The following is a 24,775-nucleotide window of genomic DNA, read 5'->3' on the forward strand; positions in this document are numbered from 1 at the left end:
GCGCCACGTGGCGCCACGTGCGCGGCGGCGCCGTGGTTGTCGCCGCTGAGCATGACGGTGCGCACGCCGAGTGCATGCAGGCTGGTCACGGCTGGCTGCGCGCCGGCCTTGAGCGTGTCGCCGAACGCCAGCAGGCCGAGCAGGACGACGTTGCTGCCGTCGGCTTCGGTTTGCGCCAGCCAGGAAATCGTGCGGCCTTGTTGCTCCAGTGTCTTGGCGATCCCGGCCAGTTCCGCGTGTCGATCGGGTGTCGCGCCGAGCTCCTGCATCCAGCGTGCGCTGCCGAGGTAGCTCAGGCGGTTGCCGATCAGCGCTTGCGTGCCGCGACCGGGAACCGCCTTGCTGTCGTCGGCTGCGGCCGGGGCAATGTGTTTCTGTGCTGCGGCGCTCATCACGGCATGCGCCAGCGGATGTTCGCTATTGCGTTGCAATGCAGCGGCGAGAGCGAGCAGCTTGCCGGTGTCGTTGTCGAGCGCATGCACTGCCGCCAGCACCGGCTTGCCTTCGGTCAGCGTGCCGGTCTTGTCGAAGGCGACCACGCCGATGCGATGGGCGACTTCCAGCGCTTCCGCATCCTTGATCAGGATGCCGTAGCGTGCGGCGACGCCGGTGCCGGCCATGATGGCGGTCGGCGTGGCGAGGCCGAGCGCGCACGGGCAGGCGATCACCAGCACGGCGACGGCATTGAGCAGCGCCTGTTCCCAGTCGCCGGCGATCAGGCCCCAGGCCAGCAGCGTCAGCGCGGCCAGCACCAGCACCACCGGCACGAACACCGCGCTGACCTGATCGACCAGGCGCTGGATCGGCGCCTTCGCGGCCTGGGCGTGCTCCACCATGCGGATGATGCGGGCCAGCACGGTTTCCGCGCCGATGGCGCTGGTTTCGATGAGCAGCAAGCCGTCGCCGTTGATGGCGCCGCCGGTGACGTGGTCGCCGCCGTGTTTTTCGATCGGCAGGCTTTCGCCGGTGAGCATGGATTCGTCCAGATGGCTGGCGCCTTCGCGCACCACGCCGTCGACCGCGACGCGTTCGCCGGGACGCACCACGATCAGATCGCCGAGCCGGATGGCGGACAAGGCGACTTCACTGTCGACGCCGTCGCGCCGGACCGTCGCCTTGTCCGGACGCAGCGCATCAAGTGCGCGGATGGCGTCGGCGGTCTGGCGCTTGGCGTGGGTTTCCAGCCATTTGCCGAGCAGCACCAGGGTGATCACGGCGGCGGAGGCTTCGAAATAAAAATGCGCCGCGCCGTGGCCGGCATGTCCATGATGTTCAGCTTGCCATTGATTGAACAACTGATACAGCGACAAACCGTAAGCGGCGCTGGTGCCGAGTGCGACCAGAAGATCCATGTTGCCGGTGTAGGCCTTCACGGCACGCCAGCCGGCGCGATAGAAGCGAGCGCCAAGCCAGAACTGCACCGGCGTCGCCAGCAGCAATTGCCAGATGCCGGGCAATTGCCATTCGATGCCGAACGGCATCAGCAGCATGGGCAGGATCAGCGGCGCGGTGAAAAGGGCGCCGACTGCGACCGGCCACCAGGGCGGCGCAATGGCGGATTTTCGGGCCGCCGCCTGCGCTGCGGCGGGCACGCTGGCGGCGTAACCGGCACGGTCGATGGCGGCGATGAGGGTGTCGACAGTGACATCGCTGGTGGTGGTCAGCGTGGCTTTTTCAGTGGCGAGATTGACCGAGACGGTGCTGACACCGCTGACTTTATGGAGCGCCTTTTCAACGCGGCCAACGCAGGAGGCGCAGGTCATGCCTTCGACGTCGAGCGTCAGTTCCTGCAGTTTGGGAGAGAGTGTGGCGGAGTTCATGTCGGGCTCGTCAAGGGATTGATCACGGGGTCAGCATGATCCTTCCCATCATGGTAAGGTCAAGGCCTATTTTGACACGATTCACGAAATGCTGCGCTTGACCTTCACCTTGTGGGAAGGTTTAAGCTGACATTTTTCCATCACGAAAGGAGTAACGCCATGCTGACATTCAACGTTCAGGACATGACCTGCAACCATTGTGCGAGCGCCATCACGCGCGCCGTCAAGGAAGTGGACGCCAACGCCAAGGTCGACGTCCAGGTCGCCGAAAAGCGTGTCAACATCGACAGCAGCCTCGCCGCGGGCGAGTTTGAAGAAGCGATCAAGGAGGCCGGCTACACACCCGTTGCAGCCTGAATCCGCTCGGGCTATTTACTGAGCAGGCGCATCGCCCGTTCCAGGCCGTCGATGGTCAGCGGAAACATGCGCTGGCTCATCAATTGCTGGATGATGGAGATCGATTGCCGGTATTGCCACAGGCCTTCCGGCTCCGGATTGAGCCAGGCGAAGTTGGCGAAGGTGCTGGTGAAGCGCTGCAACCAGACGGCGCCGGCTTCCGGGTTGTTGTATTCCACCGAGCCGCCCGGCTGGACGATTTCATAAGGGCTCATGGTGGCGTCGCCGACGAAGATCAGCTTGGTGTCCGGCGAATATTTGTGCAGCAGGTCCCAGGTCGGGAAGCGCTCGGCGTGGCGCCGGCGGTTGTTCTTCCATACGTAGTCGTAGACGCAGTTGTGGAAGTAGAAGAATTCCATGTTCTTGAATTCCGTCTTCGCCGCGGAAAACAATTCTTCGGTGCGCGCGATGTGGTCGTCCATCGAACCGCCGACGTCGAACAGCATCATCACCTTGATGTTGTTGCGGCGCTCCGGTTGCATCTTGATGTCGAGATAGCCGGCATTGTTGGCGGTGGCGCGGATGGTGTCGTCGAGCGCCAGTTCTTCCTCGGCGCCGTCGCGTGCGAACTTGCGCAGGCGGCGCAGCGCCACCTTGATGTTGCGCGTGCCGAGTTCACGCTCGCTGTCGTAATCCTTGTAGGTCCGTTCGTCCCATACCTTGACCGCGCTGCGGTTCTTGCTCTCGCCGCCGATGCGGATGCCTTCCGGGTTGTAGCCGCTGTTGCCGAAGGGCGAACTGCCGCCGGTGCCTATCCACTTGTTGCCGCCTTCGTGGCGCTCGTGCTGTTCCTTGAGCAGTTCCTTGAGGCGATCCATCAATTTGTCGTAGCCGAATTTTTCCAGCGCGGCTTTCTGCTCCGGCGTGAGCTCGCGCTGCATGCGCTTCATCAGCCAGTCGAGCGGGATCTCGGGATTCTTTTCGAAGATGGTTTCGATGCCCTTGAAGTAGCTGCCGAAGGCCTTGTCGAACTTGTCGTAGTTGGCCTCGTCCTTGACCAGCGTGATGCGCGAGAGATAGTAGAAATCGTCGATGTCCGGCGAGATGACGTTCTTCTGCATCGCCTCGAGCAGGACCAGGAACTCCTTGATGGAGACCGGGATGCGGGCGTCCTTGAGCGTGAAAAAGAAATCGATCAGCATGGCGGTGTGGTCTGGTGATGCGTCAATGTCCGAGCTTGAATTGCAGATGGCGCTTGACCGTCGGCCATTCGGATTCGATGATGGAATAGACCACGGTGTCGCGCAGCGAGCCGTCCGGCATGCGCTGGTGGTTGCGCAGGATGCCGTCCTGTTTGGCGCCCAGGCGCAGGATCGCCGCGCGCGATTGCTGGTTCATCCAATGCGTACGGAATTCGACGGCGATGCAGTGCAGCGTCTCGAAGGCATGCGTGAGCATCATCAGCTTGCACTCGGTGTTGATGCCGGTGCGCTGGGCGCTGGCGGCGGTCCAGGTCGAGCCGATTTCGACGCGGCGATGGACGGCGTCGGCGTTCATGTAGGTGGTCATGCCGCACAGCCCTCCCGTGTCATGGCGGCGCATGACGAAGGGCAGCATCGAGCCTTGTTCCTGCAGGCGCAGCCGGCGTTCGATTTCGGCGCGCATGTTTTCCGGTTTGGGAATCGATGTGTACCAGAGCTTCCACAGCTTGCCGTCGGAGGCCGCCGCGATCAGCGCATCGTGGTGGTCGAGCGACAGCGGCTCGAGCGTGGCGTAGTGGCCTTTGAGCGTGATCGGGTGCAGGAATTGCATGGCGGACTCCTTTCGTGGGCAGATGAAAATTATCGGTTGTTGCGCGCCATGAACACCAGGCGCTCGAACAGATGCACGTCCTGTTCGTTCTTGAGCAGCGCGCCGTGCAATGGCGGAATCGCTGCCTTGCCGTCCTTGCTGTGCAGCGTCTCGGCCGGAATGTCTTCGGCCAGCAGCAGCTTGAGCCAGTCGATCAACTCCGAGGTCGACGGTTTCTTCTTCAGGCCGGGGATGTCGCGTACTTCATAAAAGGTCTGCAACGCTTGCGCCAGCAGGTCGCGCTTGAGGTGCGGAAAGTGCACGTCGACGATCTGCTGCATGGTGTCCTTGTCGGGGAACTTGATGTAGTGGAAGAAGCAGCGGCGCAAAAAGGCGTCCGGCAATTCCTTCTCGTTGTTCGACGTGATGATCACCAGCGGGCGATGCTTGGCGCGCACCATTTCGCGGGTTTCATACACATAAAACTCCATGCGGTCGATCTCGCGCAGCAAGTCGTTGGGGAACTCGATGTCGGCCTTGTCGATTTCATCGATCAGCAGTACTTGCGGCTCGTCGGCGGTGAAGGCCTGCCACAGCACGCCCTTGACGATGTAGTTGTGGATGTCCTTGACGCGTTCATCGCCGAGCTGCGAGTCGCGCAGCCGCGAGACCGCGTCGTACTCATACAGGCCTTGCTGCGCCTTGGTGGTGGATTTGATGTGCCATTGCAGCAATGGCCGGTTCAGCGCTGCCGCGACTTCTTCGGCCAGCATTGTCTTGCCGGTGCCGGGTTCGCCCTTGATCAGCAGCGGGCGTTGCAGCGTCAGCGCGGCATTCACCGCGAGTTTCAGGTCGTCGGTGGCGACGTAACTGGAGGAACCTTCGAAGCGTGTTTCTTGTCGCATGGCGGGGGTGTCATCAGGACGAAAATAAATCCGAGTATAAGGTAAAAAGATTGAGGCTTCCCGCGCGCCGACCGGTGCAAACGGTTCGCCGTTGCTTGAAAGCCGGCTTTTCGTCCCCAAATAGCGTGGTCAGGGGAATTTGCTGCGGCGTTGCCGCTGCGGCATGTCTTTTTCCCCATAAAAACAGAGTGAGGCATGAAGTTTCTTTTTCTTAAGATGCACGTGATCTGGCGGCGTTTCCGCCACGGTTTGCAAGCGCGTTACGAACACCACGGCGAACACGGGCCGCAGCTGGAAGTGCTGATGCGCCGGGCCGATCCCGACGCCGCCTGGCACGACCGCGCCAACTGGATGATCGACGTCGCCGAATGGGTGCGCCATCAACCCAAGGTTTCCCTGCTCGACGCCGAAGGCTGGCGCCGGGTCAAGCATCAGCGCGTGCGCGCGATGCTGGACTGGCTCGATGCGCATCGCGACATCCGCCGCCACGTGCAGGGCTGCCTGCAAAAGACGCTGCGCGAAGCAAGCGGGCCGGAACTGTTTTCGGTCACCGGCTTGCCGCATGAACCGGCGTTTTTCACCGAACTGACCGAACGCGCCTTCAAGATGGTGTTGCCGCGGCATTTGTCGCCGAGTGAGTTGCCGACCTTGTTCGCGGCCATGTTTCCCGACCCGGACGACGCCGAATGGCTGCTCGAACTGGATCAGGAGCTGCAGGAGCGGCTGTGGAAACTGGCAGCCGACGACGGCATCTCGCATACCTACTGGCAGCAGATCGAAGAGGCGCTGACCTATCTCACCACGGTGGTGGTGGCCGACGGCATCAGTCCGGCGTTCCGCCAGCGGCTGGATCCCAAGATTCCGTTGCAGGCCACGCCCTTCATGGCCTTGCGGCGCGAGATGGAAGCATACCTGCGCGCCAGCCCGCACGACGAGGGCGCCTTGCGCAGCGCGCGCATGCTGATCGCGGTGTGCCAGGCGCAGACCGATCGTATCTATGCGCATCTGGACGAATACGGCGTCTCGGTCAGCCTGGTCTATCGCATCGAACGCATGCGCGCCCAGTTGACGCGCATGGGGCGTTTGATCGACGTGCGTTCGGCTACCTGGCGGGAACCCGAAACCGGACGCGGAGCCGGTCGCGTGCAATTGCTGCTGGCTGACCTGATCGCCGCGCATCACAGCCGCTCGTCGGTGCGCAGCCTGGTGCGGCGCAGTTTTGCGCTGCTGGCGCGCAAGATGGTGGAGCGCAACGCCGACCACCGCGAGCAGGCCATTGCCCGCGATGCGGCGGGTTACCGCCGTGTGATGCGCGCCGGCCTGCTGGGCGGGGCGGTCATCGCCGCTACCGCGCTGCTCAAGCAAAGCCTCTCTACGCTGGGCGTGGTCCATTTCGTTGACGGGGCGCTAGCCTCCTTGAACTATGCCGCCAGTTTCCTCCTCATCGCCGCGCTCGGCGGCGTGCTGGCCACCCGTCAGCCTGCCGTGACCGCACCCGCGCTGGCCTCGCGCATGGGCGACCTGGATGCCGAGGGCATGCGCGATTTGATCGCCGAGTCGGGACGATTGCTGCGTTCGCAATCGGCGGGCATCTTTGGCAATTTGCTGGCGGTCGTGCCGGTGACGGCGGCGCTGTGTGCGCTGGGCTGGTTTGCGCTGGACCGCCGGCCCATGTCGCTGGAGGCCGCGCGCCAAAGCGTGGCCTCGCTGTCGCTGGTCGGCCCCGCGCCTTTGTACGCAGCCTTGACCGGTATCCTGCTGTGGCTGTCGAGCCTGGCGGCGGGATTTGCCGACAACTGGTTCGCCTTGCGTCGCCTGCGCGAAGCACTGGCGCACCAGCGCCGGCTGGTGCATGCGCTCGGCGCGTCTTGCTCGGCATGGCGCCGGTAGTGGCGGAGTTCTTCGGACTGCCGCTGGACGTGCGTCACGTCACGCTGGCGACCGGCACGCTGGTGGCCGCCGGGGCCAGCCTGGGCTGGGATATCGTGACGACGCCGGCATTCTGGCTGGCGGTCAGCGGCATCGTACTGATCGGCGCGCTCAACGTCGGCATCGCGTTCTTGTGTGCGATGGCGCTGGCTTTGCGGGCGCGGGAAATCCCGGCGCGCATCCGGCGCGTGGTTTTTCGTGCTGTGCTGCGACGTTTTGCGGCCTCGCCGTGGACGTTTTTATTCCCTGAAAAGGCCGCCAGTACGGCTGTAAAGCCTGTTCCGAGCGAGTCGAAAGTCGAAGAAGAAGGCTGAAGCACCGCAATAAGATGAGGATGCGGAGGAGGGATGTTGTAATTTGGAGCGCTGCGACAGATTGACTCACGGCGCTGTTGGGGTAAAATCAACCGGTTTTTTGGCATCGCAGGGGACGGGCGAGAATGCTCAGGTAATCCAATAAGCCAAATTGGTTGAGCCAATAATGTATAGCCAAACCTGTGGGACCAGCTTCGAAAAGTCATGTGTTTCGCTTTAGTTTGATTTTTATTTACCCCTGCCAATATGAAAAAACTCTTCGTACTGCTCGCTCTCGCGGGTATTGCCAGCGCGGCCTCGGCCGTCGATCTTGCAGGTAACACCGGCAAGGTCAATGTGTCGATGTGCATCGGCTGTCACGGGATTCCAGGCTACAAGGCAACTTTCCCCGAGGTCTACCAGGTCCCCATGCTGGGCGGCCAGTCTGAAAAATATATCGAGAACGCGCTGAAGGCCTATCAAAAAGGCGAGCGTAAGCATCCGTCCATGCAGGGCATCGCCGGCAGCCTGTCCGACAAGGACATCGCTGAACTGGCTGCTTACTACTCACAGCAAAAATAAGGGAAGCACGAGATGAACAAGATCCTGACCTTGGCAGCATTCGCCGCTGCCTCCGTTGTTTCCCTGCAAGCCGCTGCGGCGGGCAACGCCGAATCGGGCAAGCTGCTGGTTGAAAAGTACAACTGCGCTTCCTGCCACGGCAAAGACTTCAATTCCCCGATCGATCCTTCGTATCCGAAGCTGGCAGGCCAGCATCAGGACTACCTGCAGCATGCGCTGGTGTCGTATCGCCGCGGCAACGACGGCATGAACGGCCGCACCAACGCCATCATGTCAGCCCAGGCCAAGCCGCTCAGTGATCGCGATATCAACGATATCGCCGCTTATCTGCATAGCTTGCCGGGTAGCCTGGTGGTGCGTAAGTAGGCGCACCACCCAAGCACTGAAGCCACGCCGGCAGTTGTCTGCGGCGTGGCTTTTTTGCATGCGCGCCAGATTTATCCTTGCGCCCTGCGCTTGATATTCTCGATATAGGCCGCCCCATCCGGCGGCAGGCCGCTGCGCTGGGAATTCCAGATCATCTCGCCCAGGCATTCCATGATTTCGTGATGCGCTTCGTGCGCCGAACCCTTGCGCTGCGCCAGCGCTTCGAAAGCCTTGCGGATGCCGGGCGGCTGGTCGATGGAAATCTGCTCGCTGATCGACAGATGCATCGACAAATGCAGGAAGGGGTTGTGTCCTTGTTCGACCGAGTAATCGGCGGCCAGCGCCTGTTCGACGTCTTTCAGCGCATCATCGTATTCGGGATGCTCGACGATCCAGTCGCGGGCGATGGCTTCGAGCGGAGTCAGAATTTCGTTGGCGCGATACTTGCGGAATGCTTCGCAAAAGAAGCGGCGGACATCATGCTGGGACGGGTTGAACATTGCGGCGGCTGGCGAAACGCGTAAAAGCCGTATTGTACGCCGTGTCGGCCAACTCGTCCGGGCACCCTCCGTCTCTCTCGGACACGCGTAACCAGTCATGCGCGTGAAATTGTCCTGCGGTAATATGTCCCTACAAGACGAGCAAAAACATCGTCACATCTCGCCAAATGAGGGGACACCATTCATGAAACTCAGGCTCTGCAGGGTGCTGCTCGCGTTCCTGTTGCCGGCGCTATTGTCGTCGTCGCTGCTGTTGTGCTTGTTGTTCTCCCAGTCCTCGCACGCCTCGATTACCAGGTCCAGCGCCAGGACCGCTGCCCAAATCGGCACGAATGCCAGCCCGGAAGACGACGGCAGCCGGACCGTGCTGATCGGTTATGCGGGCCCGTTGAGCGGTACTTCCGCCGCAGTCGGTAAAAGCATGGCCAACGCCGCGCAACTCGCGGTGGACGAAGCCAACAAGCGCGGCCTGCAGATCCAGGGCCGGCCGGTCCAGTTGAAATTGCTGATCCAGGATGACCGCACCAATCCGCGCACCGCCGAATTGATCGCTCGTTATCTGGTGCGCAGCGGCGTAGTGGGTGTCATCGGTCACTGGAACAGCGGTGCCAGTCTCGCCGCCGCGCCGATTTACAATGCCGGCGGCGTGATCCAGATATCGCCGGCCAGCATGAGCAACCTGTTCACGCAACAGGGCAATCGCGCCGCCTTCCGAACCATCGGCAACAACGACAGCGCGGGCAGCTACACCGCCGATTACGCGGTCAAGACGCTGCAGGCCAGGCGCTTCCTGGTGGTGGACGACGGCACGCCGTTCGGACGCGGCTTCGTCGAACAATTCAGCCGCTCGGCCAAGGAGCTCGGCGCGCAGATCGTCGGCTCCCACAGTGTCAGCGACAAGACCTCGGATTTCAATGCAGTGCTGATCGACGCCCTAAGATTGCGTCCCGACGCGGTGATGTTCGGCGGCCTCGAGCTGCAGGCGTCGACACTGGCGCGCAGCCTGAAGCGACGCAGTCCAGGGATTCGCTTCATTGGCTCCAGCGGCACGGTGGGTTTGCCGTTCCTGCGTGCAGCGGGCGCCGACGGCAACGGCAGCGTCGTGCTGGAACCTGGGCTGCCGATGGACAAGATGCCGGGCTGGAAGAATTTTGAAAAGAACTACATGCAGAAATTCGACAGCAATATCGAGCTGTTCGCGCCGTTCGCCTACGACGCCACCCAAGTGTTGATCGCGGCGATGCGGCAGGCCAATTCGATGGAGCCGAAAAAGATCGCCGAGGCGCTGCACGCAATCCACTTCAGCGGCATGACGGGTCCGGTCTCGTTCAATCAGCAAGGCGATCTCAACAATCCCACGTTCACCATCTACGAGGTGGAGAATCAGAGCTGGGTGGTAAAGAAGGTCATCAGCGGCAGCGCGAACTGAGCGCTGACTTGAGCGCTGGCTGAGTGCCGCCTCAGCGGCTACACGCCTTTTTCAGGCAGCGGCGTCTTCTTCTTGAACTCGCACAGGTCGGCGATGAGGCAGTTCCAGCATTGCGGCTTGCGCGCAATGCAGGTGTAGCGGCCGTGCAGGATCAACCAGTGATGGGCGTCCTGCAGGAATTCCGGCGCGACGAATTTCATCAGCTTGCGTTCGACTTCGTCGACATCCTTGCCCGGCGCAATGCCGGTACGGTTGGAGACGCGGAAGATGTGCGTGTCGACGGCAATGGTCGGATGACCGAAGGCCGTGTTCATCACCACGTTGGCAGTCTTGCGACCCACGCCCGGCAGCGCTTCGAGCTCTTCACGCGTCTCCGGCACCTCGCCACCGTGCTGCTCCAGCAGGATGCGGCAGGTCTCGATCACGTTCTTGGCCTTGGTGCGGAACAGGCCGATGGTCTGGATGTAGGGGATCAGCTCGTCCACGCCCAGTTTGTAGATGGCGGCCGGCGTGTTGGCGACCGGGTACAGCTTGCGCGTGGCCTTGTTGACCGAGACGTCGGTAGCCTGCGCCGACAGCAGCACGGCGATCAGCAGCTCGAATGGCGTGGTGTATTCCAGCTCGGTGGTCGGAGTTGGATTGGCTTGCCGCAGGCGGCTGAATATTTCTCGGCGCTTTTCGCTGTTCATGGCTGGCGGGTGTGCTTGGCTGGTGGTTGATCGTTGACGGCGGCTTGTTCTTTTTTCAGGCGTGCGCGCTCAATGGCGGCCTGAATGATGGCTTTCTTGCGGTCCTGCTCGGCTTTCTCGGCCGGCGTCAATGCGTCGGCTGCCTCCACCTCTTTCAATTTGGCGGCGGCTTTGGCGGCCAGGCGGTCATCGTTTTCCCGTTTTTCACGGCGCAGGCGGAAGCTGCGGAAATCGTGCCGCGCACGGGCGGCGTCGGCCTGTTCCTGCGACCACGCCTGCCAGCCGGTCAGACCCGGCGTGACTTCGACCATGGCGATGCAGTCGACCGGGCAGGGCGCCACGCACAGATCGCAGCCGGTGCACAAATCGGGCTGCACGGTGTGCATCTGTTTGGCGGCACCGACGATGGCGTCGACCGGGCAGGCCTGGATGCACAGCGTGCAGCCGATGCAGGCGGCTTCGTCGATGACGGCGCGCGTGCGCGGACGTTCCAGGCCGTTGGCGGGGTTGAGCGGCAGCAGCGGTCTGGCCAGCAGTTGCGCCAGGCGCGCCACGCCTTCGGCGCCGCCCGGCGGGCATTGGTTATAACCTGCGCTGCCATCGGCGATCGCTTCCGCATAGGGCCGGCAGGCGGGATAGCCGCACTTGCCGCACTGGGTTTGCGGCAGCAGGTTTTCGATCTGGTCGGCAAGGGTAAGGACTGCGGAGGAAGACACGTTGTATGGCTGGGAAAAAATGGCTGGGCGGGCGTGAAGCCGTATTATCCCGGAAACCGGCGCTGCGGGGGGACTAAGGAGTGCGGGCAATAAAAAAGCCTTTGCCTGGTTACAGGCAAAGGCTTGCGGGAAGTGCCCGCTCAGGAATTCGCTTTGATGAATTCACCGATTTTCGGACAGATGACTTCGCGCCAGCGACGGCCCGAGAAAATGCCGTAGTGGCCGCACTTGGGCGCGGTGAAGTGCTGCTTGCGCGACTTAGGTATCGACGAGCACAGGTCTTGCGCCGCCTGGGTCTGGCCGGAGCCGGAGATGTCGTCCAGTTCGCCTTCGATGGTAAACAGCGCCACCGACTTGATGTCCTGCGGGCGCACCAGCTTGCCGTCAATCTTCCACGTGCCCTGCGGCAGGTCGAAGTCCTGGAACACGATCTTGATGGTTTCCAGGTAGAACTCGGCCGGCATGTCCAGCACGGCGTTGTATTCGTCGTAGAACTTGCGATGGCTTTCGGCCGACTCGTCGTCGCCGTCGCGCAGATGCATGTAAAAGTCCCAGTGGCTTTCGGCGTGGCGGCGCGGGTTCATGGCGACGAAACCGGCGTGCTGCAGGAAGCCCGGGTAGACCTTGCGGCCGAAGCCGGGGAAGTTGGCCGGCACGCTGTAGATCACGGTGTTTTCAAACCAGCTGAACGGCTTTTCGGTGGCCAGGTCGTTGACCGCGGTCGGCGATTTGCGCGCGTCGATCGGGCCGCCCATCATGGTCATGCTCTTGGGCAGCTTGGGATCGTTGGCGCTGGCCATCAGGGCAATTGCGGCCAGCACCGGTACAGTCGGCTGGCACACGGAGATCACGTGGACATCCGGGCCGAGGGTGCGGATGAAGTCCTGGATGTAATAAACGTAGTCGTGCAGGTGGAACGCGCCCTCGTCGAGCGGCACCATGCGTGCATCGGTCCAGTCGGTGATGAACACGTCGTGGTTCGGCAGCAGGCCGCGCACGGTGTCGCGCAGCAGCGTGGAATGGTGACCGGAAAGCGGTGCAACCAGTAGCACGGTGGGCTGCTTGAGCGCGGCGAGCTGCTTGCTGTCGAGGTCCTTGCGGAAATGGATCAGGCGACAGAAGGGCTTGGTTTCGGCGATTTTTTCGATGATATCGACGGTCTTGCCGTTGATTTCGGTCGATTCGATCTGGAATTCGGGTTTTTCGTAGTCTTTGCCGAGGCGGTACAGCAGTTCGTAGCCGGCGGCGATACGTTGTGCGAATGGCGTGTGGGCCAGCGGGGAAACAGGGTCGGAAAACAGTTTTGCCGAGGTCTCCGCCCATTGCATCAAGGGGGTGAGAAAGGCGCGGTTTAATTCGTGAATTTGATAAAGCATAGCTGACCTTTATACAAGCACCGGCTGGCTTTCCCTCCCGGACGACACGCCGGGCCAGGTGCGCAGCAAGCATGTGCCACAAACGTTTGGCGATGATCGTTGGCTGACAGAATTGTTTCGTTTTCATTCTGTCGATACTATCCTTGTTGCGACGCAATAGCATAGCACGCTTTGGCTGCGGTCCTGCTTGCTGGTAATACCACTCTCAAGCCCGCCAAAAAAAAGCCCCTGACCGGATGGCAGGGGCTTTTCTTGGATATGCGGAAACCGGTTTTGATCGGGATTTAATCGAAAACCGGAGTTTCCACGCCGAGGATCTTGTGCAGTTTCGGCGATGTCGTCGTGTACTGCATGTGGATCTTCTTTTCCGGGAAGATATAAGGCGCTGCGCCGAAAGCAGCCAGCGCGGCTTCGTGGAAGCCCGACAGGATCAGCTTCTTCTTGCCCGGATAGGTGTTGATGTCGCCGACCGCAAAGATGCCCGGCACATTGGTTTCGAACTTTTCGGTGTCGACCACTTTCAACTGCTTGCGCTCGATGTCCAGGCCCCATTCGGCAATCGGCCCCAGTTTTGGCGACAAACCGAAGAACACCAGCAGCATGTCCAGCGGCAGGCGGCGGGTGACGCCGTCGGCGCCGGTGACCTTTATTTCGGACAGCTTGCCGTCCTTGGCTTCAAAGCCCGTGGCCTGGCCGACGATGAGTTGCATTTCGTACTGTTCGCACAATTCCTTCATCTTGGCCACCGATGCCGGGGCCGCGCGGAATTCCTCGCGACGGTGCAGCAGCACCACCGATTCGGCCTTGCCGACGAAGTTCAGCGCCCAGTCCAGCGCGGAGTCGCCGCCGCCGCAGATGACGATGTTCTTGCCTTCAAACTGGGCCGGATCCTTGACGCGATAGAACAATTGCGAACCGTCGAAGGCTTCGATGCCGTCGACCTTCAGCGTGCGCGGCTGGAACGAGCCGACGCCGGCGGCGATGAAGATGGTCTTGGTGATGAACTTGGTGCCAGCCGAGGTTTCCAGGTCGAAGCGGCCGTCTTCGCGCTTTTGCACGACGGTGACTTCCTGGCCCAGATGGAAGGTCGGATCGAACGGTTCGATCTGCTTCAGCAGGTTGTCGGTCAACTCCTGGCCGGTGCATACAGGCACGGCGGGGATGTCGTAAATCGGCTTGTCCGGATACAGTTCGACGCATTGGCCGCCGACGTTGGCGAGCGAGTCGATGACGTGCGCCTTGATTTCCAGCAGGCCGAGTTCGAATACCTGGAACAGGCCGACCGGCCCGGCGCCGACGATGACGGCATCGGTTTCGATCGGCGTTGTCTTGCCGGCGTCAGCCGCGGCAATCTTGAAGTTATCCATAAAAATCCAATTTCCGTTTCAGTTGAGGGTGTTTCCAGACTCAATTGGCTATCGGCCAAGGCAGGTTTGCATGGCGGCTTGCGCATGCATTCCCGATCTTGGCTGTATGGCTAGAAGTGAAGGCTGTCTGTTGAAGAGCGTGCCGGCCGGTTGCCGGCGCCGCTCCGTTGCGGCGCTGTGCTGCGGTAAGGCTCAGCGCTGCAGGAACTCCAGTTTGTTCTTGACGTCTTTCCATTCCTCGGCTTCGGCCAGCGGCGCCTTGGTTTTGGTGATCGAAGGCCAGAAACGCGCCAGTTGTTCATTGAGCTTGATGAATTCCTGCTGATCGGCCGGGACGTCTTCTTCCGCATAGATCGCATTGACCGGACACTCGGCCACGCAAACGGCGCAATCGATGCACTCGTCAGGATCGATGGCGAGGAAATTCGGGCCTTCGCGGAAGCAATCAACCGGGCATACATCGACGCAGTCCGTATAACGGCAGCGGATGCAGGAGTCGGTCACAACGTGGGTCATAACAGTCCTATCTGTAAAATTTCTTTAAAACCTGGGCAAACTCAGCCGGAATTAGTGGCAATATGGCGCGGTTCAATCGAGGCACATGCAGCTAAGATTGCGATTGCCGCCGGAATTGCTGGTTGTTCCCCGATGTTCCCTGATTGCTGCGCACTTGCAGGCAGATTTCAAGCAAATCCGCCGCTCGCGCGACAATTCCTATACAACCGGCTGGAAAGCCTTGTATTTTAAGGCAATTCAACTTTTCTCACAAATGAGGCTTATACAAATTACGTATAAGTAAATATGAAATATTCATTCGTCAAAGGACAAGATCAAAAGTGAATGGCGAACAAGCAAAGACGGGTTTCATGAAGCATGCGCTGACCGGGCTGGCAGCGGCCTTGGCGCTGGGGCTGGCGATGACGGTCGCCGCGCAGGCAGAGAACATCCGCATCGGCGAAATCAACAGCTACACCGGCGTGGCGCAGTCAAGTCAGGCCTACCGTAACGGCGCCGATCTGGCCGTGGCCGAAATCAACGCCGGCGGCGGCCTGCTGGGACGCAACCTGGAATTGATTTCGCGCGACGACAGCGGCAGTCCCGATGAAGCCGTGCGGCATGCCGAGGCGTTGATCAAGACCGATCGCGTCGACGTGCTGACCGGTTCGATGTTGTCGAACGTGGCGCTGGCAGTGGCCAAAACCGCCGCTTCCGAAAAGAAGCTGTTCGTGGTCGGCGACGCCCTGTCGGACGCCATCACGCTCGACAAGGGTAACCGCTACACCTTCCGCCTGCGGCCTTCCACCTACACCCAGGCCGCCATGCTGGCGGAAGCCGCCGCCAAGCTGCCGGGTCGGCGCTGGGCCATCGTCGCGCCCAATTACGAATACGGACAAAGCGCCGTCGCCAACTTCAAACTGCTGCTGAAAGAGCGCCGTCCGGACATCGAGTTCGTCGCCGAACAATGGCCGGCGCTGGGCAAGATGCGCGCCGAGGTGGTCGTCAAGGCTTTGCGCCAGGCGCGTCCCGATGCGATCTTCAACGCCGCCTTCGGCAGCGACCTGCAGCAATTCGCGGAAGAGGGCAGCCGCCAGGGCCTGTTCGCCGCCACCACCGTGTTCTCGATGTCGGCCGGTCCGACGCTGGGCGATGTGCTGGCGCAGTATGAAGGCACCAAGAACTGGGTGGTGCTGGGCTATCCGTCGGAGCAACTCGCTACGCCCGAACATCAGCGCTTCCGCGAGGCCTATCTGAAGCGCTTCAATGATCGTCCGCTGCTGCAAGCGGTGTTCGGCTACAGCACCGTGATGTCGATCGCCGCCGGGATCAAGAAGGCCGGCTCGGTCGATTCTGAAAAACTGGTGACGGCCATGCGCGGTTTGGGAGTGGAGACGCCGGTCGGGCCGATCACCTTCCGTGCTCACGATCAGCAATCGAGCATGGGCGCGTTCGTGGCGACGCTGGTATGCAAGGACGGCCGCAGCAACATGACCGAATGGCATTACCTCGACGGCGCGCGCTACATGCCGGACGACAATTACATCAAGGGACGCCGGCCGGCATCGGCCTTTCAGCCGACGATGACGGCATCGGTTTCGATCGGCGTTGTCTTGCCGGCGTCAGCCGCGGCAATCTTGAAGTTATCCATAAAAATCCAATTTCCGTTTCAGTTGAGGGTGTTTCCAGACTCAATTGGCTATCGGCCAAGGCAGGTTTGCATGGCGGCTTGCGCATGCATTCCCGATCTTGGCTGTATGGCTAGAAGTGAAGGCTGTCTGTTGAAGAGCGTGCCGGCCGGTTGCCGGCGCCGCTCCGTTGCGGCGCTGTGCTGCGGTAAGGCTCAGCGCTGCAGGAACTCCAGTTTGTTCTTGACGTCTTTCCATTCCTCGGCTTCGGCCAGCGGCGCCTTGGTTTTGGTGATCGAAGGCCAGAAACGCGCCAGTTGTTCATTGAGCTTGATGAATTCCTGCTGATCGGCCGGGACGTCTTCTTCCGCATAGATCGCATTGACCGGACACTCGGCCACGCAAACGGCGCAATCGATGCACTCGTCAGGATCGATGGCGAGGAAATTCGGGCCTTCGCGGAAGCAATCAACCGGGCATACATCGACGCAGTCCGTATAACGGCAGCGGATGCAGGAGTCGGTCACAACGTGGGTCATAACAGTCCTATCTGTAAAATTTCTTTAAAACCTGGGCAAACTCAGCCGGAATTAGTGGCAATATGGCGCGGTTCAATCGAGGCACATGCAGCTAAGATTGCGATTGCCGCCGGAATTGCTGGTTGTTCCCCGATGTTCCCTGATTGCTGCGCACTTGCAGGCAGATTTCAAGCAAATCCGCCGCTCGCGCGACAATTCCTATACAACCGGCTGGAAAGCCTTGTATTTTAAGGCAATTCAACTTTTCTCACAAATGAGGCTTATACAAATTACGTATAAGTAAATATGAAATATTCATTCGTCAAAGGACAAGATCAAAAGTGAATGGCGAACAAGCAAAGACGGGTTTCATGAAGCATGCGCTGACCGGGCTGGCAGCGGCCTTGGCGCTGGGGCTGGCGATGACGGTCGCCGCGCAGGCAGAGAACATCCGCATCGGCGAAATCAACAGCTACACCGGCGTGGCGCAGTCAAGTCAGGCCTACCGTAACGGCGCCGATCTGGCCGTGGCCGAAATCAACGCCGGCGGCGGCCTGCTGGGACGCAACCTGGAATTGATTTCGCGCGACGACAGCGGCAGTCCCGATGAAGCCGTGCGGCATGCCGAGGCGTTGATCAAGACCGATCGCGTCGACGTGCTGACCGGTTCGATGTTGTCGAACGTGGCGCTGGCAGTGGCCAAAACCGCCGCTTCCGAAAAGAAGCTGTTCGTGGTCGGCGACGCCCTGTCGGACGCCATCACGCTCGACAAGGGTAACCGCTACACCTTCCGCCTGCGGCCTTCCACCTACACCCAGGCCGCCATGCTGGCGGAAGCCGCCGCCAAGCTGCCGGGTCGGCGCTGGGCCATCGTCGCGCCCAATTACGAATACGGACAAAGCGCCGTCGCCAACTTCAAACTGCTGCTGAAAGAGCGCCGTCCGGACATCGAGTTCGTCGCCGAACAATGGCCGGCGCTGGGCAAGATGCGCGCCGAGGTGGTCGTCAAGGCTTTGCGCCAGGCGCGTCCCGATGCGATCTTCAACGCCGCCTTCGGCAGCGACCTGCAGCAATTCGCGGAAGAGGGCAGCCGCCAGGGCCTGTTCGCCGCCACCACCGTGTTCTCGATGTCGGCCGGTCCGACGCTGGGCGATGTGCTGGCGCAGTATGAAGGCACCAAGAACTGGGTGGTGCTGGGCTATCCGTCGGAGCAACTCGCTACGCCCGAACATCAGCGCTTCCGCGAGGCCTATCTGAAGCGCTTCAATGATCGTCCGCTGCTGCAAGCGGTGTTCGGCTACAGCACCGTGATGTCGATCGCCGCCGGGATCAAGAAGGCCGGCTCGGTCGATTCTGAAAAACTGGTGACGGCCATGCGCGGTTTGGGAGTGGAGACGCCGGTCGGGCCGATCACCTTCCGTGCTCACGATCAGCAATCGAGCATGGGCGCGTTCGTGGCGACGCTGGTATGCAAGGACGGCCGCAGCAACATGACCGAATGGCATTACCTCGACGGCGCGCGCTACATGCCGGACGACAATTACATCAAGGGACGCCGGCCGGCATCGGCGATGCGCTGAACAAGCGCAACACCTTGCCGGGCGTAGGACCGATTTACGTCGTCGATTAACCCTCCACGCAGGCGGGGCACGAATTTCTCCATCCAAGGTAAGATAGTGCCCCTTGTCCTCTCCAGCACACGATCCTTTCGAATCGTCAGGCGCCATGATAATTTCTTCCTTGCTCGACACCGACCTCTACAAGTTCACCATGATGCAGGTGGTGCTGCACCACTTCCCGGGGGCGCAGGTCGAGTACCGCTTCAAATGCCGCAACGACAATGTCGACCTGACGCCGTACATCGACGAGATCAAGGCCGAAATCGCCGCGCTGTGCCGCTTGCGCTTCCGCGAATCGGAACTGGCCTACCTGCGCAGCTTCCGTTTCATCAAGAGCGATTTCGTCGACTTCCTCGATCTGTTCCATCTCAACGAAAAATACATCAGCGTGACGCCGTCGCCGGCCGGCAACGGCGAGATCGAGATCCAGGTCAAGGGTCCGTGGCTGCACACCATCCTGTTCGAAGTGCCGGTGCTGGCGATCGTCAATGAAGTGTATTTCCGCGCGACCCAGCGCGCGCCCGATTACGAAACCGGCCGTGCGCGCCTGCGCGACAAGATCGCGCTGCTGACCGACAATTCTTTGCTGGAAGGTTGCAAGATCGCCGACTACGGCACGCGCCGCCGCTTCTCGCGCAGCTGGCACGCCGAAGTGATTCTGGCGATGAAAGAGCACATGGGCAGCCATTTCGCCGGCACCTCCAACGTCCAGTTCGCGATGCAGCACGACCTCACGCCGCTCGGCACGATGGCGCATGAATATCTGCAAGCCTGTCAGGCGCTGGGTCCGCGCCTGCGCGATTCGCAGATTTACGGCTTTGAAATGTGGGCGCGCGAGTATCGCGGCGACCTCGGCATCGCCTTGTCGGACGTGTACGGCATGGACGCATTTTTGCGGGATTTCGACATGTACTTTTGCAAGCTGTTCGACGGCGCGCGTCACGATTCCGGCGATCCGTTCGAATGGGGCGAGCGCCTGCTGAAGCATTACGACAACAACCGCGTCGACTCCAAGAGCAAGGTGCTGGTGTTCTCCGACGGCCTCGATTTTGACAAGGTGGTGTCGCTGTACCTGCGCTTCAAGGACCGCGCCAAGGTGGCCTTCGGCGTCGGCACCAACCTGACCAACGATCTCGGCTATACGCCCTTGCAGGTGGTCATGAAGATGGTGCGCTGCAATGGCCAGCCGGTGGCGAAGCTGTCCGATACGCCGGCCAAGAACATGTGCGACGACGAAGCCTACGTCAAGTATTTGCGGCAGGTGTTCGAAATCAAATAAGCATCCGGCAGAGCTGCGACGCGCGAGAACATTTCGCCGCTTGAAATATTTTAATGCGCTCGGATTACGGCCGCCATGGCCGGTCTTGCTGGTATAGTGTGGCCTCGTTTATAGCGATTTTCTCGTCTTCACAAGGTCCCACATTGCGCACAAAACTCCTCACGCCATCGGCCGGTCTCGGCCTTGCCTTGATGCTTCCTCAACTGGCTCATGCAGCCGATCTTGACGGCGGCGCATTGTCGGCGTTGTGGGGGATTCCTTTCATCGGTCTGCTGCTGTCGATTGCGTTGGGCCCGTTGCTGTTCACGCACTTCTGGCATCATCATTTCGGCAAAATCGCATTGGCGTGGGGCGCGGCATTCCTGCTGCCGTTTGCGGCGACGTTCGGCGTGCATACGGCCGCAGCCGGCACTGTCCACGCGCTGCTGGCCGAGTACATTCCCTTCATCGCCTTGCTGACCGCCTTGTTCGTGGTGGCCGGCGGCATCTGCGTACGCGGCAATCTGCATGGCACGCCTGCGCTCAATACCGGCTTGCTGGCGCTGGGCACCGTGCTGGCCAGCATCATGGGGACCACCGGCGCGTCAATGTTGCTGATTCGTCCGCTGATCCGGGCCAACGACAACCGCAAGCATGCGGTGCACATCGTGGTGTTTTTCATCTTCCTGGTGGCCAACGCGGGCGGCTCGCTGACGCCGCTGGGCGATCCGCCGCTGTTCCTTGGTTTCCTCAAGGGCGTGGACTTTTTCTGGACGATGCAGAATATCTTCCCCGAGACCTTGTTCGTCTGCGTGTCGCTGCTGGCGATCTTCTATCTGCTCGACCTCCACTACTACAAGAACAAGGAAGAAGCCTTGCCGCCGGCGCTCGATCCGACGCCCGATTCAGGCATCAGCTTTGAGGGAAAATTCAATTTCGTGCTGTTGCTGGCGGTGATCGCGCTGGTCCTCATGAGCGGTTTCTGGAAGTCGGGCGTGGTGTTCGACGTGATGGGTACGCCGGTCGAATTGCAGAACCTGTTGCGCGACCTCGCGCTGGTGGCGATCATCGTGATTTCGCTGTGGAGCACGCCGACATCCGCGCGCGCCGGCAACGATTTTTCATGGGGGCCGATCGTTGAAGTGGCCAAGCTCTTCGCCGGCATTTTCATCACCATCATTCCCGTGATCGCCATGCTGCGGGCGGGCGAGGAGGGTGCCTTCGGCGCCGTCGTGCGCGCCGTGACCGGGCCGGACGGTCAGCCCGTCGACGCGATGTATTTCTGGATCACCGGATTGCTGTCGTCGTTCCTCGATAACGCGCCGACTTACCTGGTGTTCTTCAATACTGCCTCGGGCGATGCGCATACGCTGATGACCACGCTGAGTTCAACGCTGGCTGCGATTTCTGCCGGCGCCGTGTTCATGGGCGCCAACAGCTACATCGGCAACGCGCCCAACATGATGGTCAAGGCCATCGCCGAAGAGCGCGGCATCAGGATGCCGTCCTTCTTCGGCTACATGGCCTGGTCGCTGGTCATCCTGGTGCCGCTATTCGTCATCATGACCTTCCTGTTTTTTGTTTAACGATAAAAGAGACAAGCATGAAACCAAAGATCTTCGTTGCACGCGCCGTTTTCCCTGAAGTGCTGGAGCGCCTGGCGCAGCATTTCGACGTCGAGTCCAATCAGGAAGACCGCATCTTCTCGGCCGACGAATTGATCGCCAAGGTGCAGGGCAAGGCCGGCCTGTTCTCGACGCCGAGCGAACCGGTCAGCGCCGCCTTGTTCGCCGCCAATCCGCAATTGAAAGCGGTGTGCAACATGGCGGTCGGCTATAACAACATCGACATCGCCGCCGCCACCAAGGCAGGCGTGCAAGCCACCAACACGCCTGACGTGCTCAACGAAACCACCGCGGACTTTGGCTGGGCGCTGCTGATGGCGACCGCCCGCCGCGTCACCGAGTCGGAACACTGGCTGCGCGCCGGTCACTGGAAGAAGTGGAGCTACGACAGTTTCACCGGACCGGACGTGCATGGCGCGACGTTGGGCATCATCGGCATGGGCCGCATCGGCCAGGCCATCGCGCGACGCTCGCTGGGCTTCGACATGGAAGTGATCTATCACAATCGTTCGCAACTCTCGCCGGAACTGGAGGCGCGCGCCAACAATGCGAAGTATGTCGGCAAGGAAGAATTGTTGCGCACCGCGGACCACGTCATCCTGGTGTTGCCTTATTCGAAAGAATCGCATCACACCATCAAGGCCGCCGACCTTGCCCTGATGAAGCCCCAGGCCACGCTGATCAACCTGGCGCGCGGCGGGATTGTCGACGATGCAGCGCTGATCGCCGCCTTGCGCGACAGGAAAATCGCCGCCGCCGGCCTCGACGTGTTCGAGAACGAGCCGGCCTTCCATCCGGATTTCCTCGGTTTGTCGAACGTCGTGCTGACGCCGCACATCGCCAGCGCTTCCACGCCGACGCGCCTGGCCATGGCCAACTGCGCAGCCGATAACCTGATTGCGGCCCTGTCGGGCCAGCGTCCGCCCAACCTGCTCAATCCGGACGTCGTCAAGGGCTGATCCGGCGGCATCACCCGCAAAGAAAACGGGCGCACCCGCGTGGCAGGTGCGCCCGTATCTTGTTTCTCTATGCTCGTCTGGCGGGCGGCAGGATGGCGACCCACCCCGAGTGCATCAACCCTTCAGTTCGGCGATCAGGTCGATGTACTGCTGCTGCGCTTCCTCTTGCGGCAAGCCCTTGAGGGCTTCCCATGCATCCCACTTGGCGCGGCCGACAAAGTCGGTCATGCCGGGACGGTCGCCTTGCACATCGCCGCTGCTGCCTTGCTTGTACAGGCCGTACATCTTCAGCAGGGTCATGTTGTCGGGGCGTTCCGACAGGTTCTTGGACTCGGCGACAGTCTGTTCAAATTGTTCCTGCAAACTCATGTTTCCTCCTGGATAGCCTTGAGACGATGTAAAACCGCTTAACCCGTTTAAACCGCGAGCAGTTCAACTTCGAAAATCAGCGTCGCGTTCGGTGGAATCACGCCACCGGCGCCGCGTGCGCCATAGCCCAGCGCAGCAGGGATGATCAGCTTGCGGACGCCGCCGACCTTCATGCCCTGGACGCCTTCGTCCCAGCCCTTGATCACATGGCCTGCGCCCAAAGGGAACGCAAACGGATCGTTGCGGTCTTTACTCGAGTCGAATTTGCTGCCGGCGCTGCCATCCGGATTTTGCAACCAGCCGGTGTAATGCACGCTGACGTGGTTTCCTGCCTTGGCTTCGTCGCCGGCGCCAACCTGGATTTCTTCGTATTGCAGTCCAGAGGAGGTAGCGATAGTAGACATTTGTTTCCTTTCAAAGAGTATGTTTGTGCCGTGTTTTAGCCGCGCGTCCGGAAGAAAAGGGCCCTGAAAGGCCCGTTCTCCCTGCGTTTTGCGCATGTATATGCTGCGTTGCTGAACGGGGTTGGTCGCAGTGTAAACCAAAACACCGCAAAACACCGGGATCGACACCACCCGTGTCAGCCAAATCGACATCACAAGCGTTAGGTATCCTGGGGCGTGCTTTTTTTACGGATTTGTTACGGATTTCATGCACGGTAAGATCGCATTTTTTTAAGTAAAGTTCTTCATGCTGCATAGTTTTGGCCGGTTTTCCCGGCTCTCCCTTCTGGCGCTGTGTGCGTTGTCTGCCGTCATCGCTGTTTCTGCGCCGGCGTCTGCGAACGTGGTGGTGGTTCTCAATTCCGGCGATGCCACGGTGACATTGCTGGATCAGTCGACTTACAAGGAAATCAACACTTTCTCGGTCGGCAAGGAGCCGCATCACCTGATGGCGACGCCCGACAACAAGTCGCTCATCGTTGCCAGCGCCACCGGCAACCAGCTGATTTTCCTGGACCCGAAGACCGGCGAAGTGCAGCGTCAGTTGCGCGGCATCATCGATCCGTACCAGATCGGCTTCTCTCCGGACCAGAAATGGTTCATCGCCAACGGCTTGCGCCTGGATCGCGTCGACGTGTATCGCTACGACGGTCATAACCTCGACCTGGCCAAGCGCGTGCGCCTGGCGAAGACGCCGAGCCATATCGCCTTCGACGCGGCCAGCACCACGGCGTTCATCACCCAGCAGGGCAGCAACGAGATCAGCGCCATCGACCTGGCCACGCAGCAGGTCAAATGGACCATGCCGGTCGGCAAGTTGCCTGCCGGTATTTTCATGACGCCGGACAACAAGTACCTGCTGGTCGGCATCATGGGCAAAGACTACGTGCAGGTAATCGACTGGCGCACGCAAAAGACCGTCAAGACCATCCGTACCGGTGAAGGCGCGCACAACTTCCGCGCCCACGGCGACAAGCGCTACGTCTATGTCTCGAACCGCGTCTCCAACACCATCAACATCCTCGACCTGCAGACATTGGAAAGCGTCGGCGTCATTTCCGTGCCGGGCGGCCCGGATTGCATGGAAGTCACCGACGACGGCAAGACCATGTGGGTCACGCTGCGCTGGGTCAAGAAGGTCGCCGTGATCGACCTGGCCAGCAAGAAGATCACGAAAATCATCCCGGTCGGGCGTTCTCCGCACGGCATCTACTTCATCAATCGGGCTGCCGACCTCTGATGCGGAAGTCGCTGCCAGTCGCGTCCTCTTGCCTCGGTCGGATCGCCGCATTGTGCGCGATGGCGATCGCGATCTGGCCGGCGCAGGCGGCGACCGATAGTGCGAGGTCCTGCAAGGGCACCATCTACCTCAGTTTCGACACCGGCAGCCAGTCGCAAGCCGAGTTCATCGCACAGACGCTCAACAAGCATCACATCAAGGCAACGTTCTTCCTCGCCAACGAAAAAACCATCAACGGCGATTACACGCTCGATCCGGCCTGGGCGCCGTACTGGAAAGCACGCGTCGCCGAAGGCCATGCTTTCGGTACGCACACCTTCGACCATGTCTACGTCCAGCGCGACCTGCCTGACGGCCGCATCGAGGTCAAACCGCAATTCGGCGCGCACGCGGGCAAGAAGCAGGTCTGGAGCGCGGCCCAGTATTGCGGCGAGCTGCAGCGTGTGGCGGACCGCTTCAAGGAGCTGACCGGCGCTACGCTCGATCATCTGTGGCGCGCGCCGGGCGGCAAGCTGACGCCGC

23 protein-coding genes and 2 pseudogenes are annotated in these 24,775 nt (G+C 60.9%); 12 read left to right on the top strand and 13 right to left on the bottom strand.

Annotated elements, in window-relative coordinates; genetic code table 11:
* Positions 1-1,820: heavy metal translocating P-type ATPase (locus tag HLUSI_RS0119735; RefSeq protein ID WP_016835586.1), on the bottom strand; the 1,820-nt coding region annotated here is incomplete at its 3' end.
* 159 nt (positions 1,821-1,979) lie between these two features.
* On the opposite strand from HLUSI_RS0119735, the gene HLUSI_RS0119740 reads away from it, so the two are divergent.
* Positions 1,980-2,177, top strand: a complete 198-nt coding sequence (locus HLUSI_RS0119740) for a heavy-metal-associated domain-containing protein (protein WP_016835587.1) — start codon at positions 1,980-1,982, stop codon at positions 2,175-2,177.
* A gap of 11 nt (positions 2,178-2,188) precedes the next feature.
* Here the strand turns inward: HLUSI_RS0119740 and HLUSI_RS0119745 are convergent, their stop codons facing one another.
* From HLUSI_RS0119745 to HLUSI_RS0119755, 3 genes are read right to left on the bottom strand one after another with little or no spacing between them, the layout of a single operon-like run.
* Positions 2,189-3,358: a vWA domain-containing protein gene (locus tag HLUSI_RS0119745; RefSeq protein WP_016835588.1), complete on the bottom strand. Its 1,170-nt coding sequence runs from the start codon at positions 3,356-3,358 to the stop codon at positions 2,189-2,191.
* Between the two features lie 22 nt (positions 3,359-3,380).
* Positions 3,381-3,968: a GNAT family N-acetyltransferase gene (locus HLUSI_RS0119750; RefSeq protein WP_016835589.1), complete on the bottom strand. Its 588-nt coding sequence runs from the start codon at positions 3,966-3,968 to the stop codon at positions 3,381-3,383.
* 29 nt (positions 3,969-3,997) lie between these two features.
* Positions 3,998-4,852 carry an AAA family ATPase gene (locus HLUSI_RS0119755; protein WP_016835590.1) on the bottom strand — a complete coding sequence of 285 codons (855 nt, stop codon included), beginning with the start codon at positions 4,850-4,852 and terminating at the stop codon, positions 3,998-4,000.
* Positions 4,853-5,047: 195 nt separating this feature from the next.
* Here HLUSI_RS0119755 and HLUSI_RS29725 point away from each other — a divergent pair.
* The 3 genes and pseudogenes from HLUSI_RS29725 to HLUSI_RS0119770 all read left to right on the top strand — a co-directional run bounded on the left by HLUSI_RS29725 (position 5,048) and on the right by HLUSI_RS0119770 (position 8,022).
* Positions 5,048-7,095, top strand: a pseudogene (locus HLUSI_RS29725) (preprotein translocase subunit TatB).
* A 246-nt stretch (positions 7,096-7,341) separates the two neighbouring features.
* Complete coding sequence (locus tag HLUSI_RS0119765) at positions 7,342-7,656, top strand: c-type cytochrome (protein WP_016835591.1); 315 nt, start codon at positions 7,342-7,344, stop codon at positions 7,654-7,656.
* Between the two features lie 12 nt (positions 7,657-7,668).
* Positions 7,669-8,022 carry a c-type cytochrome gene (locus HLUSI_RS0119770; protein WP_016835592.1) on the top strand — a complete coding sequence of 118 codons (354 nt, stop codon included), beginning with the start codon at positions 7,669-7,671 and terminating at the stop codon, positions 8,020-8,022.
* Between the two features lie 71 nt (positions 8,023-8,093).
* Here the strand turns inward: HLUSI_RS0119770 and HLUSI_RS0119775 are convergent, their stop codons facing one another.
* Positions 8,094-8,522, bottom strand: a complete 429-nt coding sequence (locus HLUSI_RS0119775; RefSeq protein ID WP_016835593.1) for a DUF1841 family protein — start codon at positions 8,520-8,522, stop codon at positions 8,094-8,096.
* 184 nt (positions 8,523-8,706) lie between these two features.
* Between HLUSI_RS0119775 and HLUSI_RS0119780 the strand changes: the two genes are divergently transcribed.
* Entirely contained in the window at positions 8,707-9,951 is a 1,245-nt protein-coding gene (locus HLUSI_RS0119780; protein WP_157137932.1) for a branched-chain amino acid ABC transporter substrate-binding protein, read from the top strand.
* Positions 9,952-9,989: 38 nt separating this feature from the next.
* Here the strand turns inward: HLUSI_RS0119780 and nth are convergent, their stop codons facing one another.
* From nth to fdxA (HLUSI_RS0119805), 5 genes are all read right to left on the bottom strand, one after another.
* Positions 9,990-10,640 carry an endonuclease III gene (gene nth / locus HLUSI_RS0119785; protein WP_016835595.1) on the bottom strand — a complete coding sequence of 217 codons (651 nt, stop codon included), beginning with the start codon at positions 10,638-10,640 and terminating at the stop codon, positions 9,990-9,992.
* Entirely contained in the window at positions 10,637-11,356 is a 720-nt protein-coding gene (gene rsxB, locus HLUSI_RS0119790; RefSeq protein ID WP_016835596.1) for an electron transport complex subunit RsxB, read from the bottom strand. The genes nth and rsxB overlap by 4 nt, the downstream gene beginning before the upstream one ends.
* A gap of 140 nt (positions 11,357-11,496) precedes the next feature.
* A complete protein-coding gene (locus HLUSI_RS0119795; protein WP_029363796.1) occupies positions 11,497-12,732 on the bottom strand; it encodes a polyhydroxyalkanoate depolymerase in 1,236 nt (411 codons plus the stop codon).
* Positions 12,733-13,016: 284 nt separating this feature from the next.
* Positions 13,017-14,099, bottom strand: a complete 1,083-nt coding sequence (locus HLUSI_RS0119800) for an NAD(P)/FAD-dependent oxidoreductase (RefSeq protein ID WP_016835598.1) — start codon at positions 14,097-14,099, stop codon at positions 13,017-13,019.
* Positions 14,100-14,291: 192 nt separating this feature from the next.
* Positions 14,292-14,615 (bottom strand): ferredoxin FdxA, encoded by a 324-nt coding sequence (fdxA, locus tag HLUSI_RS0119805; RefSeq protein WP_016835599.1) that lies wholly within the window; start codon positions 14,613-14,615, stop codon positions 14,292-14,294.
* A 401-nt stretch (positions 14,616-15,016) separates the two neighbouring features.
* On the opposite strand from fdxA (HLUSI_RS0119805), the pseudogene HLUSI_RS29730 reads away from it, so the two are divergent.
* A pseudogene (locus HLUSI_RS29730) lies at positions 15,017-16,051 on the top strand (ABC transporter substrate-binding protein); the annotation flags it as partial.
* A 386-nt stretch (positions 16,052-16,437) separates the two neighbouring features.
* Here the strand turns inward: HLUSI_RS29730 and fdxA (HLUSI_RS31910) are convergent.
* Entirely contained in the window at positions 16,438-16,761 is a 324-nt protein-coding gene (gene fdxA, locus HLUSI_RS31910) for a ferredoxin FdxA (RefSeq protein WP_016835599.1), read from the bottom strand.
* A gap of 320 nt (positions 16,762-17,081) precedes the next feature.
* Between fdxA (HLUSI_RS31910) and HLUSI_RS0119815 the strand changes: the two genes are divergently transcribed.
* From HLUSI_RS0119815 to HLUSI_RS0119830, 4 genes are all read left to right on the top strand, one after another.
* Complete coding sequence (locus HLUSI_RS0119815) at positions 17,082-18,320, top strand: ABC transporter substrate-binding protein (RefSeq protein WP_016835601.1); 1,239 nt, start codon at positions 17,082-17,084, stop codon at positions 18,318-18,320.
* Between the two features lie 145 nt (positions 18,321-18,465).
* Positions 18,466-19,638 (top strand): nicotinate phosphoribosyltransferase, encoded by a 1,173-nt coding sequence (gene pncB, locus HLUSI_RS0119820; protein WP_029363799.1) that lies wholly within the window; start codon positions 18,466-18,468, stop codon positions 19,636-19,638.
* Between the two features lie 191 nt (positions 19,639-19,829).
* On the top strand, positions 19,830-21,203 hold the full coding sequence (locus HLUSI_RS0119825; protein ID WP_016835603.1) for a sodium:proton antiporter: 1,374 nt from the start codon (positions 19,830-19,832) through the stop codon (positions 21,201-21,203).
* 17 nt (positions 21,204-21,220) lie between these two features.
* The gene (locus tag HLUSI_RS0119830; protein WP_016835604.1) at positions 21,221-22,201 is read left to right on the top strand and encodes a 2-hydroxyacid dehydrogenase; all 981 of its coding nucleotides are present in this window, start codon (positions 21,221-21,223) and stop codon (positions 22,199-22,201) included.
* A 114-nt stretch (positions 22,202-22,315) separates the two neighbouring features.
* Here the strand turns inward: HLUSI_RS0119830 and HLUSI_RS0119835 are convergent, their stop codons facing one another.
* Positions 22,316-22,570 (bottom strand): acyl-CoA-binding protein, encoded by a 255-nt coding sequence (locus HLUSI_RS0119835; protein WP_016835605.1) that lies wholly within the window; start codon positions 22,568-22,570, stop codon positions 22,316-22,318.
* 47 nt (positions 22,571-22,617) lie between these two features.
* A complete protein-coding gene (locus HLUSI_RS0119840; RefSeq protein WP_016835606.1) occupies positions 22,618-22,974 on the bottom strand; it encodes an FKBP-type peptidyl-prolyl cis-trans isomerase in 357 nt (118 codons plus the stop codon).
* Between the two features lie 286 nt (positions 22,975-23,260).
* On the opposite strand from HLUSI_RS0119840, the gene HLUSI_RS0119845 reads away from it, so the two are divergent.
* The gene (locus HLUSI_RS0119845; protein WP_029363801.1) at positions 23,261-24,253 is read left to right on the top strand and encodes a YVTN family beta-propeller repeat protein; all 993 of its coding nucleotides are present in this window, start codon (positions 23,261-23,263) and stop codon (positions 24,251-24,253) included.
* 59 nt (positions 24,254-24,312) lie between these two features.
* On the top strand, positions 24,313-24,775 hold a 463-nt coding region (locus HLUSI_RS29735), incomplete at its 3' end, for a polysaccharide deacetylase family protein (protein WP_016835608.1).

The organism is Herbaspirillum lusitanum P6-12, from assembly GCF_000256565.1.
GTDB classification, from domain to species: Bacteria; Pseudomonadota; Gammaproteobacteria; order Burkholderiales; family Burkholderiaceae_D; genus Herbaspirillum; species Herbaspirillum lusitanum.